Source organism: Bhargavaea massiliensis (genome assembly GCF_018390575.1).
Classification (GTDB): Bacteria; Bacillota; Bacilli; order Bacillales_A; family Planococcaceae; genus Bhargavaea; species Bhargavaea massiliensis.
Genome location: NZ_JAHBCJ010000005.1, coordinates 132,223 through 150,161, shown reverse-complemented (window position 1 = coordinate 150,161; position 17,939 = coordinate 132,223). Strand labels below are relative to the sequence as shown.

The following is a 17,939-nucleotide window of genomic DNA, read 5'->3' as shown; positions in this document are numbered from 1 at the left end:
TATGAGGAGTGTTTAACCATGGGATATCGTGTTGCCATTGTCGGAGCTACAGGCGCGGTCGGCCAAGGAATCGCAAAGAAGCTGGAAGAAAGGAAATTCCCTGCGGATGAAATCCTTTTTCTTGCATCTGCCCGATCTGCAGGAAGCAAAGTGGAGTTCGGCGGAAAAGAATTTACTGTTGAAGAAGCGGTGCCTGAACGCTTTGACGGCGTGGACATCGCCTTCTTCAGCGCGGGAGGGAACGTTTCCAAGCAACTTGCGCCCGAAGCAGTCAGCCGGGGAGCGGTCGTCATCGACAATACGAGCGCGTTCCGCATGGACCCCGACACTCCGCTTGTCGTTCCCGAAGTCAATCGTGAGGCGCTCAAGGAGCACCGGGGCCTGATTGCCAACCCGAACTGCTCGACGATCCAGATGGTGGCGGCATTGGAACCGGTTCGCCGGAAGTATGGCCTGAAGAAAGTGATCGTATCAACTTATCAGGCGGTTTCCGGGGCGGGCGCTGCAGCGATCGGCGAGCTTGAAAAGCAGAGTACGGACATGGAGAACAGGGCAGGAGCGGAGGCGGAGCTTCTGCCGGTCAAGGGTGACAAGAAACATTACCCGATCGCTTTTAATGCGGTTCCGCAGATTGATGTCTTCAGTGAGGACGGCTATACCTTCGAAGAGTGGAAGATGATCAATGAGACAAAGAAGATCCTGGGCATGCCGGAACTTTCCGTCGCCGCAACATGTGTCCGTCTCCCGGTTGTAACCGGACACTCCGAATCGGTGTACTTTGAAACGGGCGATCCGTCCGCCGATACGGCCGGCATCCGAGAATCCCTGCACCAGGCGGAAGGCATCACCGTGATGGATGATCCTGAAAACCAGAGCTATCCGATGCCGCTCTTCGCGGAAGGAAAGGACGATGTGTTCGTCGGACGCCTCAGAAGGGATCTCGACACCCCGGGCGCATTCCACTTCTGGGTGGTCGCGGACAATCTCCTGAAGGGAGCTGCCCTCAACTCGATCCAGATCGCGGAAGCACTCATTGCGGACGGGTTGCTGAAAGGGGAAAAAGCCGATGGAGCTCGGCAACATAGCAACGGCGATGGTCACGCCGTTCGGTGATGATGGAAAAGTTGACGAGGGCCGCCTGGATGCCCTCGTCAATTATTTGATACAAAACGGTTCGGATTCCATAGTTGTCTGCGGGACGACAGGCGAATCCCCGACACTCACCGATGACGAAAAAGCAAGGATCATCCGGCTTGCCGTTGAGGCAGCCGGAAAAAAAGTTCCCGTCATAGCGGGAACCGGAAGCAACAACACAGCCGCAACCATTGACATGACAAAAAGGGCCGAGGCAGCCGGAGCCGATGGCATCATGTTGGTGGCCCCGTATTATAACCGTCCCGACCAGCGGGGGATGTATACGCATTTCAAGGAAACCGCAGGCTGCACGAAGCTCCCCGTCATGCTGTATAATGTGCCGGGCAGGACCTCATCCCGGCTGGAGCCGGAAACGGTCATCGCGCTGTCCCGCTTTCCGAATATCAGGGCCGTGAAGGAAGCCGGTGGAGACCTCGGTGCCATGACCCGGATTATTGCCGGGACAGACCGCGGATTCCGCCTTTACAGCGGCGATGACGGACTGACACTTCCGGTGCTCGCAATCGGCGGGGATGGTGTGGTCTCTGTCGCCTCGCATGTGGCCGGTCCGGAGATGCAGCGGATGATTGTTGCCTGCCGAAGCGGTGAGCGGGAAGAGGCTGCCCGTCTTCATGCGGAAATTTGCCGTTTGTCGGAAGCGCTGTTTTCCCGCCCGAGCCCGGCGCCCGTCAAGTATGCACTGAAACTGGCAGGATTCGATGCCGGCATGGTACGTCTTCCGATCATGCCTCTGGATGAGGAAGGGACCCGAATTGTCGGGCAGGCAATGAGTGACTTTCGCGCTGCAACGGGAGCCTGAAAAGCAAAAATACCTGATGTTGACTTCTCCATAGCGAACGGTTGGGCAGTTTTCCCGGCCGTTCGCTTTTTATTATTGCTGCGGCAAAGACCCGAAAGATTATCGGGATCAGCTGAAAAATCAGTAAGCGTCCCCGAATGAGCACCATGTTCCTTCGTAAAAACAGCAATCGAAAAAGATGCGGTCCGCGTCATTCCCGTCTCGGCCGTTGCCGGATAGCCGCAGCGCCATCGGTCAATTCCCGTTTCAAGGAACATCAATTTCAGCACTTTTTTAATTTGTCTAGATTGTACGGCTACCGTATAATGAAGGTTAGCGGATATGGATCGGGTATGATTTAGGAGGAGAAACATTGACCAAGACAAAAAACGAAAACATCAGGGTCATCCCTCTCGGAGGAGTGGGAGAGATCGGAAAGGCGATGTATGTGGTCGAAATCGATGATGAAATGTTCATCGTGGACAGCGGGCTCATGTTCCCTGAAGGGGAAATGCTCGGCATTGACATCGTCATTCCGGATATGACCTACGTCGAAGAAAACAAAGACCGGCTGAAAGGGATTTTTCTCACCCATGGCCATGAAGATGCGATCGGATCGATCGCCTACCTGCTCAGCAAAGTCCAGGCGCCTGTATACGGCTCGAAACTGACTATCGCCCTGGCGAAGGAACATCTGAAGGATAAGCAGGCACCGAAGAATATCAAGTTTTTCGAAGTATCGAACAGGAGCAGGATGAACTTCGGGAGAACCTATGTGACGTTTTTCCATACCACTCACAGCATTCCGGACTCTCTGGGAATCGTATTCCATACGAGCGAGGGCGCCATTGTACACACCGGGGAGTTTAAGTTCGACCAGTCGGCAAAAGGCAAGTACCGGCCGGACATTTCGAAGATGGCAGCGATCGGGGACGAAGGCGTATTCATTCTGATGTCCGATTCATCGGAAGCGGAGCGTCCGGGACATACGACACCGGAGTCCGTCGTCGCTGAACAGCTGTCCAAGACATTCCACAAAGCGCAGGGGCGCATCCTCATTGCCCTTTATGCCTCCAACTTCATCCGCATGCAGCAGGTCTTCGACCGGGCCGCGGAATCAGGACGCAAAGTCGCAGTGATCGGAAAGTCTCTTGAGACCTACTTTGAAGTCGGCATGAAGCTCGGCTACCTGAACGTTGCGGACGGAATCGTCATCCCGGTTAAAGAAATCGGCAAGTACGATGATTCCGAAGTGGCGATCATCGTGACAGGCAACCAGGGCGAACCGCTCCACGCGCTTGAACGCATCGTGAAGCGCCAGCACAAGGACATCCGCATCAAGGAAACTGATACGGTTCTCATCACGTTCACTCCGTCGCCGGGCATGGAAGTCGGAATGTACAATACGATGAACGAACTGGCCAAGGCTGGCGCCGATGTCCTTACTTCGAGCCGTAAGGTCCACGTATCGGGTCACGGCAGCCAGGAAGACCTGAAGCTGATGCTCAACCTGATGAAGCCGAAATTCTTCATCCCGATCCAGGGTGAATATCGGATGCTCATTGCCCATTCAAAGCTGGCCCAGCAAACAGGATTGCCAAAGTCCCGTATTTTCATCGCGGACAAAGGGGATATTGTCGAGTACAAAAACGGCAAGATGCGCATGACCGGCCGGGTAACTGCTGGCAATGTGCTGATTGACGGAAGCGGCGTCGGGGATATCGGCAATATCGTTCTGCGTGACCGGAAACTCCTTTCAGAGGATGGCATCTTTATCGTCGTCATTACGCTCAACCGAAAGAAAAAGACGATTGCAGCAGGTCCGGAAATCCTTTCCCGCGGATTTGTTTATGTGCGTGATTCGCGCGAACTGATTGGCGAGGCCGGAGAACTGGTGAAGAAGATTGTCGGTAAATATTCCAACAAAGAATCGTTCGAATGGACGAGCATCAAGCAGGAAATCCGCGATACACTCAATTCATACCTCTACCAGAAGACGAAGCGCCGCCCGATGATCATCCCGATCATCATGGAATACTGAGCGGGGCAACAGAGATAGAACAAAACGGGATTTCTACGCCGTCTCTGGCGGGAAATCCCGTTTTCATCGATGGGGGTGAACCAGATGGCAACCAAACGCAACAAAAAGAAAAAACGCAGAACATCTGCAAAAAAGAAAAAATCCGGACTCTATCCGCTCGGATATGAGCTGTCTGGCCTTGTCATGACCGGACTTGCCATCATCACATTTTTTGATCTCGGATTTGTGGGGAGGGGACTGGGCAGTGCAGCCAGATTCCTTTTCGGAAACTGGCATCCGGCACTTCCGTTTCTTTTCCTCATATTCGCGCTTCTTTTGATGGTGAAACGTGAAATTCCTGATGTGAGAAACCGGATTGTCGGGGGGCTGCTCCTTATTCTCGGGAGCCTGACACTCTTCAGCCACGTGCTCCTCTTCACGGAGCGGTATGAGAGCGGCCGTTTGCAGACCACTTCGGCACTGAAGGAGACATGGCTCATCCTCGTTACTGACGGAGGCATCATGGATCCTTCCGTTTCGCTCGGTGGAGGAATTGTCGGCGGATTCCTGTTTGCCATGTTCCATGTATTGTTCGATTCTGCAGGCGCGACGATTGCAGGGATCATCATGCTTTCGATGGGGCTGATTTTGCTTACCGGCAAGGCACTCGTTCCTTATTTGGCCGAAAAGATTCCGGAAGTGCTTGATTCGGTACGGGAATGGTTTGCAAGAGAACGCAAGCCCGCCCGGACGAAGCCGGAAAAGACGCAGAAAACAAGAGAGCCGAAAGAGCCGCGGAAATCCCGCCGTGCTGCCGCAGACGAAGAAGCGGCATCCGCCGGGGCCGTCGCATCGGACCCGCAATCCTCTGATGACATCTACGGCGGTCCGGTTGCGGAACCCGAGCCGGTCCGGGTGCAGCCGATTATTTCTTCCTTTACCGAACGGGTCAAGAAAGAGCCGGGTTCAGAAAAAGCGGCTGCCAATCAAATAGAAAAGGAATCGGATACGGATGCGGAAATCAGGGACATCGGTGATGCACAGCCTGTGAACGAGGATTTCGTATTGCCGCCTGTTTCTCTTTTGAATCCGCCTCCTGAAAACGACCAGAGCGGCGAGTACAATATGATACAGCACAATGCCGAAAAACTGGAAAAAACATTCCATAGCTTCGGCGTGAAGGCGAGTGTCACGGAAGTTCATCTCGGCCCGGCAGTCACCAAGTACGAAGTAATGCCGGCCACGGGTGTGAAGGTCAGCCGGATCGTCAGCCTTGCGGACGACATCGCGCTTGCCCTTGCCGCACGCGATATCCGGATCGAAGCACCAATTCCGGGCAAATCTGCAGTCGGCATCGAAGTTCCGAATACGGAAGTGGCGATGGTTTCTCTTCGTGAAGTGCTGGAGTCACGGAACAACAACCGGCCGGATTCCAAGCTCATGGTCGCACTCGGAAGGGACATCTCAGGCGATGCCGTCATGGCCGAGCTAAACAAAATGCCTCATATGCTCGTTGCCGGGGCTACAGGCAGCGGGAAGAGTGTGTGCATCAACGGAATCATCATCAGCATCCTTATGCGAGCAAAACCGCATGAAGTGAAGCTCATGATGATCGACCCGAAAATGGTTGAGCTCAACGTCTATAACGGAGTGCCGCATCTGCTTGCGCCAGTCGTCACCGATCCCCGGAAAGCATCCCAGGCACTTAAAAAAGTGGTTGCTGAAATGGAGAGGCGGTATGACCTCTTCTCACATACAGGGACAAGGAACATCGAGGGATACAACAACCACATTGATGAATGGAATGAGGAAAACGAAGAAAAGCATCCGCGCCTTCCCTATATTGTCGTGATTGTCGATGAGCTCGCGGACCTCATGATGGTGGCTTCAAGCGACGTTGAAGATTCGATCACCCGGATTGCCCAGATGGCCCGGGCAGCCGGCATCCATCTCATTATTGCCACACAGCGCCCGAGCGTTGATGTCATCACGGGCATCATCAAGGCGAACATTCCATCCCGGATCGCGTTTGCCGTCTCGTCGGCTGTGGATTCACGGACGATCCTGGACTCCGGCGGAGCAGAAAAGCTATTGGGCCGCGGGGACATGCTTTACCTTCCGGCGGGGGCATCCAAACCAACCCGGATCCAGGGCGCGTTCTTATCCGACCATGAAGTCGAGGAAGTCGTGGACTTTGTCATCAGCCAGCAGAAAGCACAGTACGAGGAATCGATGATCCCGACAGAGGTGGAAGAGACAGCTCCGGAAGAAGAAACGGATGAACTGTATGATGAAGCGGTCGATCTCGTACGCAGTATGCAGCAGGCATCAGTCTCAATGCTCCAGCGCAGATTCCGGATAGGATACTCCAGAGCCGCCCGCATCGTCGATCAGATGGAAATGCGCGGGGTCGTCGGGCCGCACGAAGGCAGCAAACCGCGACAGGTTCTCATCCAGGACCATCCGGACGAACATTAATCATTCATTTTCACATGCCATTACACATAATGATGGCAGCTCTGAACTGCAGACAAAGCGGGCGCACAGCTCTCTTGTCTGCAGTTTTTTATCTGTTGGAAACCAAATGGCCATTTCACTGTTCATCGTTCTCAGTGCTGTTTTAGTAAAACGGGAGGGCCTTAATCGGAATTAGGGGGACCCTTCCCGAAATGAGTTTGAAATAAAGAAAACGCTTTACAGAAAGAGTAAGCGCTTAATCACGTCGGTTTGTTTACATAGATGGGGCATAAGTATGAATTTGACTTGATATTTAGAAAGAAAGGTATTTCATTAGGGTAGCAAAAATGATATAGTATGTCTGATTAGGAGGAAGGTTTTACATCAGATGTCTGATCTCTTTGATTTGGTGGTGATCTCATGACGGTAAAAACGGACCACCGGCACTTGTATCTTCAGGTTATCGAGCAGCTTAAACGGGACATTGCATCGGGAGTTTTCAAAGAAAAAGAAAAACTCCCTTCCGAGTTTGAGCTCGCAAAGATCATGGGCGTGTCCAGAGCGACTCTCCGCGAGGCGCTCCGCCTGCTGGAGGAAGAGCACTACATTGTCCGAAGGCACGGTGTGGGGACTTTCGTCAATCCGAGGCCGCTGTTTACGGCCGGCATCGAAGAGCTGGCCAGCGTATCGGACATGATTCGCCAAGTGGGCATGACGCCGGGGACAAACTTCATCAGCTCTTCCGAGGAACTTGCAACAGAGGAAGACATGGAGCGCTTCGGATGCAACCCGGATGAGCGGGTCATGACAATCAAGCGCGTCCGGACGGCGGATGGCGAACCGGTTGTCTACTGTATCGATACCTTTCCGTCCCGGTACGTCGGGGAAGAATTCCTGAAACAGGAAGACGAATCCATTTTTGAGGCGATCGAGCGGACAGGAAACCTGAGAATTACACAGGCGGTGGCCCAGATTGAACCGGTCGGATACGACGAGGAGGCATCTCCGATCCTCGAATGCGAACCGGAGACCGCGCTGCTTATGCTGCGGCAGTCCCATTACGCGGAGGGGGAAGAGGTCATTCTCTACTCCCGCAATTACTTTAAGGGCGATAAATTCAACTTCCACGTTTTGCGGAAACGATTGTAAAACAGACAACCTTCCTGCTATCAAACAAACCTATTTACAACAACTTTTAGGGGGTACCACAAATGGCAAAACGCAAGTTTGGTCTTGCGCTGTCGGTTCTTTTGGCTGCGGGCACGCTCCTCGGCGCATGCGGCTCCGACAACGGTGAAGAAGCACAAAACGAAGGAAACAACTCCGGCGGCGAGTCCTCTTCCGAGTTTTCCGTAGCAATGGTCACTGACGTCGGCGGTGTTGACGACAAGTCGTTCAACCAGGCTGCATGGAAAGGGATTCAGGAATTCGGCAAAGACAACGGCCTCGAAAAAGGCGACGGCGGCTTTGACTATCTCCAGTCTGCCGGTGAAGAAGACTACATCCCGAACCTGAACGCATTGGCGCGACGTGATTTCAACCTCGTTTTCGGTGTCGGCTTCATGATGCAGGATGCACTTGATGAGATCGCTGCCCAACAGAAAGACACTGAGTTCGCGATCATCGACGCGGTTGTCGAGCAGCCAAACACGGTCAGCCTCCTTTTCAAAGAGCATGAAGGTTCCTTCCTCGCGGGTGTCGCAGCGGCACTCACGACAGAAAGCAAGAAAGTCGGCTTTGTCGGCGGTATGGAAAACGAAGTCATCCACCGATTCGAGTCCGGTTTCGTACAGGGCGTAGAAGCAGTTGATCCGTCAATCGAAATTGATATTCAGTACACTGGCGCATTCGATAAGGCAGAGCTCGGCAAGACGACTGCCAACCGCATGTACTCCAGCGGCGTTGATGTGATCTTCCACGCGGCAGGCGGCACGGGCAACGGCGTCTTCTCCGAAGCGAAAGAGCGCAAGGCAAACGACCCGGATGCAAACGTATGGGTGATCGGTGTTGACTCCGACCAGTACGACGAAGGTGCGGTCGGCGACACGAACGTCACGCTCACTTCGATGCTGAAGCGTGTTGATGTAGCGGTCAAGGACATCTCCGAAAAAGCGATGAACGGTGAATTCCCTGGCGGAGAAGTGATCACTTACGGTATCGCTGACGAGGGTGTTGCACTTGCGGATTCCCGCGGCGCAATTCCTGAGGATGTCATGGCTCAAATCGATGAGTACAATGAAAAAATCGCTTCCGGCGAAATCGAAGTCAAGGAATACCCGGAAGGAAAAGAACCTAAGTAAGAAATGGAAGTATTGAGCATGGGGGCCGGAACGTCCGGCCTTCATGCTTCCTTATGTAATGAACTTTTTGTAAATGATAGATGAAAGATTTCCTGACAGGAAGTCTTTCCTGTATCAGTTTACAGGCGGTTGGCAGGTTTTAGGATAAAGGAGTGAATCCATTGGAATACGTGATCGAAATGCTCAACATCCGAAAGGAGTTCGGCAATTTCGTTGCTAACGATAACATCACCCTCCAGCTCCGGAAGGGTGAGATCCATGCGCTTCTCGGGGAGAACGGCGCCGGAAAATCCACACTCATGAACGTGCTTTTCGGCCTTTATCAGCCGGACGGGGGAGAAATCCGGGTAAGGGGCAAAAAAGCGGATATCACCGACCCGAATGTTGCGAATAAACTCGGAATCGGAATGGTCCACCAGCATTTTATGCTGGTCGAAAACTTTACCGTGACCGAAAACATCATCCTCGGCAATGAGCCGAAAAAGAACGGCACGGTCAATGTGGCCGGCGCTGCGAAAAAAGTGGCAGAACTGTCCAAACAGTATGGCCTGAATGTTGACCCGAATGCCAAGATCGAAGATATTTCCGTCGGGATGCAGCAGCGAGTCGAAATCTTGAAAACACTATACCGGGGCGCGGAGATCCTGATCTTTGACGAGCCGACAGCCTCCCTGACCCCCCAGGAAATCAGCGAGCTGATCGGAATCATGAAGACGCTGATCGCCGAAGGCAAATCCATTATCCTGATTACCCACAAACTCCAGGAAATCATGGACGTCTCCGACCGGGTCACCGTCATCCGGAAAGGTAAGGGAATCGGAACCGTCGATACAACCGATACGGACCCTGAGCAGCTGGCTTCGATGATGGTCGGCCGCCAGGTCACATTCAAGACGGAAAAAGGCCCGGCGCACCCCAAAGAGGAAGTGCTGAAGATTGACGGTCTCACTGTCGAGGACTCGCGCGGCATCGCCAAGGTCAAGAATCTCGCCCTAAGCATCCGCAAGGGAGAGATTGTCGGCATCGCCGGTATTGACGGCAACGGCCAGTCTGAGCTGATCGAGGCGATTACCGGGCTGCGGAAGGCACAATCGGGCAAAATCCTGGTCAACGGCAAAGACATCACCAACCGCAAGCCACGGGAAATCACAGAAAGCGGAATCGGCCATATTCCGCAGGACCGTCATAAGCATGGCCTGGTCCTGGATTTCCCAATCGGCCACAATATCGGTCTTCAGACATACTATAGGCCGCCTTATTCCAAAGGCGGGATCATGGATTATTCCGCAATCGAAAAAAAAGCGAAAGAAATCATCGCCCAATATGATGTCCGCACACAGGGCCCACATGAACCTGCACGCGCCCTCTCCGGAGGGAATCAGCAAAAAGCGATCATCGGCCGGGAAGTCGAGCGGGACCCGGACCTCCTGATTGCGGCACTGCCGACCCGTGGTCTCGATGTCGGGGCCATCGAATTCATTCACCGCCGGCTGATCGAGCAGCGGGACAGCGGAAAGGCGGTCCTTCTCGTCTCGTTCGAGTTGGATGAAGTGATGAATGTATCCGATCGGATCGCCGTCATCTATGATGGTTCAATCATTGACACGGTGTTCCCGTCGGAAACAGATGAACAGGAACTCGGCCTGCTGATGGCGGGCCATTCAAGACAAGCGGCTGCCAGACAGTCGGAAGAAGGTGTCAACAAACATGTCGAATAGAATGATCAATCTCCTCGTGCCGGCCATCGCCGTCATCCTCGGCCTGCTGGTCGGGGCGATCGTCATGCTGGCGAGCGGCTATGATCCGGTTGCGGGGTATATCGCACTATGGCAGGGGATTTTCGGTGATTCCTATGCCATCGGGGAGACTGTCCGCCAGATTACACCGTATATCCTTGCGGGCCTTGCGGTGGCCTTTGCTTTCCGCACCGGCCTCTTCAACATCGGGGTGGAGGGACAGCTGATTGTCGGCTGGTTTGCCTCCGTCTATGTCGGTGCCGCCTTCGATCTGCCGAAAGTGATCCATCTTCCGCTCTCCATCCTGGCAGGAGCGGCAGCAGGGGCACTCTGGGCGTTTCTGCCGGGTCTGCTGAAAGCGAAAATGAAAATCCACGAAGTCATCGTGACGATCATGATGAATTACATCGCACTGCATGTTGTCAACGCATTGATCAAAACGTGGTCCGGCGGCGGGGACAAGACCGAGCGTATCCTGGAATCTGCATCACTGCGTTCCGAATTTCTGTCTTCCCTCACTGATTATTCAAGGCTGCATTACGGAATCATCGTGGCGCTGCTGATGGTGGCTGTCATGTGGTTCATCCTTGAAAAGACAACAACCGGATTTGAACTGAAGGCCGTCGGATTCAACGAGCATGCATCCGAGTATTCGGGCATGAAAATAGGCAAGAACATTATTTTGTCGATGGTCATTTCAGGTGCATTTGCGGGTCTGGCAGGTGCGATGGAAGGACTCGGTACGTTCGGCAACATGTATACGCGCGGAGGTTTCACCGGTATCGGTTTTGACGGGATTGCGGTTGCGCTCCTCGGAGCCAACACCCCGCTTGGCGTCATTTTCGGAGCGGTCCTGTTCGGCTCGCTGAAATACGGCGCACTCAACATGCCGAATGCCGCGCAAATTCCGGAAGAGGTTGTCCAGATTGTCATCGCGCTCGTCATCTTCTTTGTGGCGTGCGGCTATGCCATCCGTCTCTTCCTGACCAAGATGTCCAAGAAAAAGGGGGCGAAGTGACATGGGCTTCCTCGATATCCTTTACTTTATGGTGCCGGTGTCCATCGCCTATGCAGCACCGCTGATTTTCACCGCGCTTGGCGGCGTCTTTTCTGAACGATCCGGTGTCGTCAACATCGCCCTGGAAGGCCTCATGGTCATGGGCGCATTTATCGGCATCCTGTTCAACCTGTTTTTCTATGATACGTTCGGTTCGTGGACGCCTTGGATCGCCCTGATCGCCGCGATGATCGTCTCGGGTGTGTTTGCCATCCTGCATGCGGTTGCATCCATTTCATTCAGGGCCGACCAGGTCGTTTCGGGCGTCGCCATCAACATGCTCGGGCTGGCCATTGCCCTGTTCCTGACAAAAATGATATTTGACAAGGGCCAGACCGACTTTATCAAAAAAGCGATCCCGAACTTTGATGTGCCGTTCCTTTCGGATATTCCCGTAATCGGGCCGATGTTCTTTAAAGGCGTCTACGGTTCGAGCATTCTCGCAATCGTGGTTGCAATCGTCACCTGGTATGTCATTTATAAAACACCGTTCGGCCTTCGCCTCCGTGCTGTCGGGGAACATCCGATGGCAGCGGATACGATGGGCGTCAATGTCAACAAGATCCGCTACATCGCTGTCATCATTTCCGGCGCACTTGCCGGGATCGGCGGAGCGGTCTATTCACAGACCATGACGCGCGACTTCGGTCATGCAACAATTAACGGCCAGGGCTTCATGGCCCTCGCTGCGATGATTTTCGGGAAATGGCATCCGATCGGTTCCATGGGGGCGGCCATCTTCTTCGGCTTCGCACAAGCGCTGGCAGTTGTCGGGCCGAGCATCCCGATCATCAAAGAAATTCCGACAGGTTATCTTCATGCGCTTCCATACGTTGTCACAATCCTCGCTCTTGCCGGTTTTATCGGAAAAGCGACCGGGCCGAAGGCGAACGGGAAGCCATATATCAAAGGAAGCCGGTAAATCCGGCAGGAGCAGGTCCTTCATGGGCCTGCTCTTTTGATTGCGGCAGACAAAATCCACTCCAAAGTTTGCCATGCCTCCGCCGGGTTGGGTATAGTGGAATTGGTGAATACTTGATACAAATTTGAATGAAAACGAGGTGTCCCATGTTTACGGAAACTCGATTGACACAAGGCGTCCGACTGTACGTACGCCGAACCGAACAATTTAAGACATTGACGTTCTCCATCCGATTTAAGCAGCCGCTGACCGCGGAAGGAGCTTCCGAGCGTGCAGTCCTGGCCAATATTCTGGAAGACAGCACGGAGACCTATCCGAGCCGTTCGGCACTCCGGCAGGCGCTGGAGGGGATGTACGGAACCCTCTACTATACAGATGTCGGCAAACGCGGCGGCTACCATTACCTGTCGGTGAACGCCGAATGTGTGGACGACCGGCTGATCCGTGACGAAGACATTACAGACTGGACGGTCCGGCTCCTGGCCGATGCCGTACTCCGGCCTAACCTTCAGGACGGGGTCTTTAAGCAGCAGGTTTTCGAGCGGGAAAAACAGACCGTCCTTGAGCGAGTCCGCTCCCTCTATGATGATAAAACCCGATATGCGCAACAGCGGTTGCTGACGCTGCTTCGTCCGGAAGGCCCTGAATCCATCAGGGCCACCGGTGAGGAAGCTCACTTGGAGGCATTGACTCCCGAAAAAGTGATGGAAGCCTATCGCAGGATGATCAGTGAAGACGAAATCGAGATCTATGTTGTCGGAGCGGTGAATGAGGAAGCCATCACCGCCTCTCTTAAAGAAGCCTTCCATTTTGAGGGGCGTGTTCCGGCAGTGCTCCCTGAAAAAGCGGAACGCGGAACCGGCAAGGAAGGCCGTGTTTCGGAAAAACAGAACATGAAACAGGGCAAACTCCACATCGGATTCAGCACACCTGTCACATTTGGCACGGATGATTTCCCGAAAATGCAACTGGCAAATGGAATCTTCGGCGGATTTCCGCATTCCAAGCTGTTCATGAACGTCCGGGAAAAGGAGAGCATGGCGTACTATGCGGCCAGCTCCTATCTGTCCCGATACGGGCTCATCACCGTTTCGGCCGGAATCGATGCCGATCTCGCCGATAAGGCGACCAAGCTGATCGACGAACAGCTTGAAGCGATGAGGGCGGGTGAAATCACGGACACCGAGCTGAGCCAGACAAAGGCCATGCTTGCCAACCAGCTTCGAGAAGCGCTTGATTCCTCAAGGGGCCAGATCGAGATTTTTGACCAGTACAAGGACCTGCCGGGCGGCTTCACGCCGGAAGGATGGATTGCAAAGTGGGAACCTGTGACGGCCGACGACATCCGGGAGATGGCCGGGAAGATCGACCGCCAGCTTGTTTACCTGCTTTCAGGAAAGGAGGAATCGGCTGATGAAAAAGCTTGAATATAACCGAGTCAATGAAACGCTTTATCATGAAACCCTTCCGAATGGGCTGCAGGTGTTTATCCTGCCGAAAGCCGGCTTTTCTAAAACCTATGTCTCGTTCACGACCCGGTATGGGTCCATTGACAACACCTTCATCCCCCTCGGCAAGGATGAAATCGTCCGGGTACCGGATGGTATCGCCCACTTCCTGGAGCATAAGATGTTCGAAAAGGAAGACGGGGATGTTTTCCAGAAGTTCGGGATGAACGGGGCGTCCGCTAACGCCTTTACTTCCTTTACACGTACCGCCTATCTGTTTTCTGCGACAGAAAATCTCTATCCGAATACCGAACTCCTTCTTGATTTTGTCCAGGCACCTTATTTCACCGAGGAGACAGTCGAAAAGGAAAAGGGAATCATCGGTCAGGAAATCACCATGTATGATGACCTGCCGGACTGGCGCTCTTATTTCGGAACGATCGAGAATCTGTACAAGGAGCATCCGGTAAAGATTGACATCGCCGGAACGATCGAATCGATTTCGAAAATTACTGCTGACCATCTGTACGAGTGCTATCACACGTTCTATCACCCGTCCAACATGCTTGTGTTTGCGGTAGGAGCGGTTGATCCCGAGGAGATGATGGCGTTCATCCGTGACAACCAGGCGGCAAAGTCATTCGAGAAGCCGGAGCGGATCGTACGGCAGTTCCCGCAGGAAAAGATGGAAGCCGCGGTGAAGGAAGGCAGTCTGGAGATGGATGTCACCAAACCGAAGGTCCATGTAGGCATCAAGTTGCCTGCATTGGCAGAAGAGGGGCTGGAAGGCCTGAAGCAGGAGCTGGCTTACCAGATCATGATCGATCTCCTTTACGGAAAGACATCCAAGTTTTACACGGAAGCTTACGAGGAAGGCCTGATCGACGAATCGTTCTCCACTGACTTTACCGCCGAAGAGGGCTTTGCCTTTTCGGTGATCGGCTCCGACAGTGCCAAACCGGAAGAGCTGACACGGAAAATCCAGGACACCTTGCAGTGGGCTTCCGAGAAATTCCCGTTCGGCCAGGAAGACCTGGACCGCCAGCGGAGAAGAAGGATTGGCTTCTTTATGCGCGCATTGAATTCGGTCGAATACATTGCGAACCAGTTTACCCGCTATGCATTCAACGGCATGAACCTGTTTGACACCGTCAGCGCACTGGAAGCGCTGGAAGTGAAGGATCTCCAGGACGTACTCGTGCCGCTCACAGACGAGCAGGCGCGCACCATCTTCACGGTAAAACCGCCGGCGAATGAAAAATGATTCCGTTCAGGACGGCGGCAGTGCTTGGAGCATCCGGAGGTATCGGAACCGCGGTCGCCGAACGGCTTGCCGCCTCCGGCTGGTCGCTGTATCTTCATTACAATTCCTCCCGTGATTCTGCGGCCGCGCTTGAGAGGCGGCTGGCCGAGGCGTATCCGGACCAAAGGTTCATCGCGGTACAGGCAGATTTTGCTGCTCGGGACGGAGGCGATCGCCTGGCCGCCGTAATCGGCGACCTGCAGGCGGTCGTCTCCTGCACCGGCCAGGGGATGACCAAGTTGCTGTCGGACACGGAAATGGACGACCTCGACGCACTTTGGCGAGTGCATCTCGCCAATCCGATTCGGTTTATCGGCCTGGTTTCGGAAAAGCTTCGCCGCCATCCCGTTTCCCGTGTGGTCATGATCGGCTCGATCTGGGGCGATACGGGAGCCGCGGGAGAAGTGGCATATTCGGCGGTGAAGGGGGCGGTCCACGCGTTCGTCAAGGCCTACGCCAAGGAAGCGGCAGCCTCTAATGTCCTGGTCAATGCCGTCTCGCCCGGCTGGATCGAGACCTCGATGAACAGCCATCTGGATGAGGAAGAGCGCCGGATGGCATTCGGCGAAATACCGCTCATGCGTCCGGGCACTCCTGAAGACGTGGCCGGGACTGTGGACTTCCTGCTCGGTGACCAATCCCGGTACATCACCGGAGAAATCCTCAAAGTCAACGGCGGATGGTATATCTGAACAAACAGCGGACCGGTGCCCACAAGCCCCGGTCCGCCGCTGTTTGGAATGAAAAAAGATGTAACAAAGCTCTATTTTTGGGGGCTGTGAATAGATAGCTGCCTTTCGTATGAATCCTTCGGGTTGCCGCTTTGGGCACAGACGCCGTTATTCGTGACGGCGTCCGCTGTAAGGCAGGACCCGGGGCTAAAGCCCGGAGAGTTCATGTAATTAGAAAACATGATTTTATCCATCGGCATTTAAGGGTCCAAGACTTCTAATATGTCTTAAATCCCTCCGGCTATCTCTTTTCTTCAAATGACAAATCCGATATGATAGAAATACATTGCGCATCCGGCGCCGATGGAGGCGACCCAAATTGAGTGAGTGGTACATGGAGTACGAAATCGAAGTGAACCGGCCGGGGCTTCTGGGGGAAATCTCTTCCCTTCTCGGCCTGCTGCGCGTCAATATCGTCACAATCAACGGTGTTGACCAGGGCCGGAGAGGTATGCTGCTCCGGACAGAGAACGATGATGCCATCGAGCGGTTTGAACTGATTGCGTCGACAATGGATATGATCAATGTCAGGAAACTGAGGCACCCGAAACTCCGGGACATCCTGGCTGTCCGGCACGGCCGGTACATCCAGCGGGATGCAGATGACAAAAAGACGTTCCGGTTCGTGAGGGATGAGCTCGGCATTCTCGTCGATTTCATGGCAGAGATTTTCAAGCAGGAAGGCCACAAGCTGATCGGCATCCGAGGCATGCCCCGAGTCGGCAAAACGGAGTCTGTCGTGGCGGCAAGCGTGAGTGCGAACAAGAAATGGATTTTCCTGTCTTCCACGATGCTCCGCCAGACGGTCCGCAGCCAGCTTGCCGGTGACGAATTTTCACCGAATAATGTCTTTATCCTGGATGGGATCGTGACCAGGAAGGCGAGTGACGAACGGCATATGCAGCTGGTCCGGGAGATCATGCGCCTGCCCGCGATCAAGGTTGTGGAACATCCTGACATGTTCGTGCGTCTTTCTGAGTACACCATGGAAGATTTCGACTATATCATTGAGATCCGCCGTGATAACGATGAAGAAATCACTTACGAGAAGCTGGAAGAAAACGACAGGATGTCGAGCCGGAGCGGGATGGATTTCGGATTCAATATTTGATAGGCAGGTGTTTTGGTTGTCCGAATTGGGCGCTCGGCTAAAACAGGCGAGGATGGAGAAGGGTTACTCGCTTGAAGATTTGCAGGAAATCACAAAAATACAGAAGCGTTATCTTGCCGCTATCGAAGAGGGCAAGTTCGGCATCATGCCCGGGACATTCTATGTCCGGGCGTTTATCAAGCAATACGCGGAAGCGGTCGGCCTGGATGCGGACGAGATGCTGGCCATGTACAAGGCAGAGGCTCCCGAACCGCTCATTACGGGGGACACCACGGGCATGTCAGCCCCGGTGATGAAACGCACGTCCATGAGGCGCGCGGGCAAGGCGGCTGAAATGATGCCGAAGGTCATTCTCGCACTATTCATCGTGCTGGCCATCGGCATCGTCTGGTTCCTGAAGGCAAATCAGGCCTCGGACACTGAGCCGGCTGAAGAAATCAACGAAACGGAGAGCACTGTTCAGGTGGAACAGATCGGACCTGAAGACTCCGAGGGCGCGGCGCCTGCAGAAGACGGGGAAGATGCCGGGGAAGAAAATTCTGATGAAAAATCGGAAGAGCCTGAGGAAACGGAAGAGCCCGCAGAGCCGGAAGCAGCGCTTGCAGTCGACAGGTCTGAAGGAGAAAATACATTCTACAACCTGACTGGCACAGACAAGGCGAGCATTACACTGTCCGGGAAGGGCCGCTCTTGGGTCTCCGTGACCGATAATACCGGGAAACAGTATATCAGCAAGAGCCTCGAAGACGGACAGACAGAGACCATCGAGGCGGAAGGCATCCAATGGCTCCGTTTCCGGATCGGCTATGTGCCGGGCGTGGAAATCAGCGTAAACGGAAATCCGCTTAAATACGCAGTCTCCGGGTCGGAGCGGGTGACCCAGAATATTATTATCCAGTTTGGCACTGCTCAATAGTCATC

14 protein-coding genes are annotated in these 17,939 nt (G+C 53.9%); all 14 read left to right on the top strand.

All coding sequences use genetic code 11. The annotated features are described in order from the left end of the window. Positions 1–18: 18 nt before the first annotated feature. The 14 genes from asd (at position 19) to KHA84_RS09280 (ending at position 17,934) form a co-directional block, all read left to right on the top strand. Entirely contained in the window at positions 19–1,113 is a 1,095-nt protein-coding gene (asd, locus tag KHA84_RS09345) for an aspartate-semialdehyde dehydrogenase (RefSeq protein ID WP_213423260.1), read from the top strand. Next, positions 1,067–1,954, top strand: a complete 888-nt coding sequence (dapA, locus tag KHA84_RS09340; protein ID WP_213423259.1) for a 4-hydroxy-tetrahydrodipicolinate synthase — start codon at positions 1,067–1,069, stop codon at positions 1,952–1,954. Before asd ends, dapA begins: the two co-directional genes overlap by 47 nt. A gap of 352 nt (positions 1,955–2,306) precedes the next feature. After that, positions 2,307–3,974, top strand: coding sequence for a ribonuclease J (locus tag KHA84_RS09335; RefSeq protein ID WP_213423258.1), 1,668 nt, complete (start codon positions 2,307–2,309; stop codon positions 3,972–3,974). 84 nt (positions 3,975–4,058) lie between these two features. After that, the gene (locus tag KHA84_RS09330; protein ID WP_213423257.1) at positions 4,059–6,431 is read left to right on the top strand and encodes a DNA translocase FtsK; all 2,373 of its coding nucleotides are present in this window, start codon (positions 4,059–4,061) and stop codon (positions 6,429–6,431) included. A gap of 399 nt (positions 6,432–6,830) precedes the next feature. Beyond that, positions 6,831–7,559: a GntR family transcriptional regulator gene (locus tag KHA84_RS09325; protein ID WP_213423256.1), complete on the top strand. Its 729-nt coding sequence runs from the start codon at positions 6,831–6,833 to the stop codon at positions 7,557–7,559. Between the two features lie 62 nt (positions 7,560–7,621). After that, on the top strand, positions 7,622–8,710 hold the full coding sequence (locus KHA84_RS09320) for a BMP family lipoprotein (RefSeq protein ID WP_213423255.1): 1,089 nt from the start codon (positions 7,622–7,624) through the stop codon (positions 8,708–8,710). Between the two features lie 161 nt (positions 8,711–8,871). Continuing rightward, positions 8,872–10,428 (top strand): ABC transporter ATP-binding protein, encoded by a 1,557-nt coding sequence (locus KHA84_RS09315; protein WP_213423254.1) that lies wholly within the window; start codon positions 8,872–8,874, stop codon positions 10,426–10,428. Further along, complete coding sequence (locus KHA84_RS09310; protein WP_213423253.1) at positions 10,418–11,464, top strand: ABC transporter permease; 1,047 nt, start codon at positions 10,418–10,420, stop codon at positions 11,462–11,464. The genes KHA84_RS09315 and KHA84_RS09310 overlap by 11 nt, the downstream gene beginning before the upstream one ends. A gap of 1 nt (position 11,465) precedes the next feature. Next, positions 11,466–12,425, top strand: coding sequence for an ABC transporter permease (locus tag KHA84_RS09305; protein WP_213423252.1), 960 nt, complete (start codon positions 11,466–11,468; stop codon positions 12,423–12,425). 146 nt (positions 12,426–12,571) lie between these two features. After that, complete coding sequence (gene yfmF / locus KHA84_RS09300; protein ID WP_213423251.1) at positions 12,572–13,852, top strand: EF-P 5-aminopentanol modification-associated protein YfmF; 1,281 nt, start codon at positions 12,572–12,574, stop codon at positions 13,850–13,852. Next, complete coding sequence (gene yfmH, locus KHA84_RS09295; protein WP_213423250.1) at positions 13,839–15,137, top strand: EF-P 5-aminopentanol modification-associated protein YfmH; 1,299 nt, start codon at positions 13,839–13,841, stop codon at positions 15,135–15,137. The genes yfmF and yfmH overlap by 14 nt, the downstream gene beginning before the upstream one ends. Further along, positions 15,134–15,868: an elongation factor P 5-aminopentanone reductase gene (gene ymfI / locus KHA84_RS09290; RefSeq protein ID WP_213423249.1), complete on the top strand. Its 735-nt coding sequence runs from the start codon at positions 15,134–15,136 to the stop codon at positions 15,866–15,868. Before yfmH ends, ymfI begins: the two co-directional genes overlap by 4 nt. Positions 15,869–16,226: 358 nt before the next feature. Further along, on the top strand, positions 16,227–17,018 hold the full coding sequence (locus KHA84_RS09285; RefSeq protein ID WP_213423248.1) for a DUF3388 domain-containing protein: 792 nt from the start codon (positions 16,227–16,229) through the stop codon (positions 17,016–17,018). A gap of 16 nt (positions 17,019–17,034) precedes the next feature. Beyond that, on the top strand, positions 17,035–17,934 hold the full coding sequence (locus KHA84_RS09280) for a helix-turn-helix domain-containing protein (RefSeq protein WP_213423247.1): 900 nt from the start codon (positions 17,035–17,037) through the stop codon (positions 17,932–17,934). Positions 17,935–17,939 lie beyond the last annotated feature (5 nt).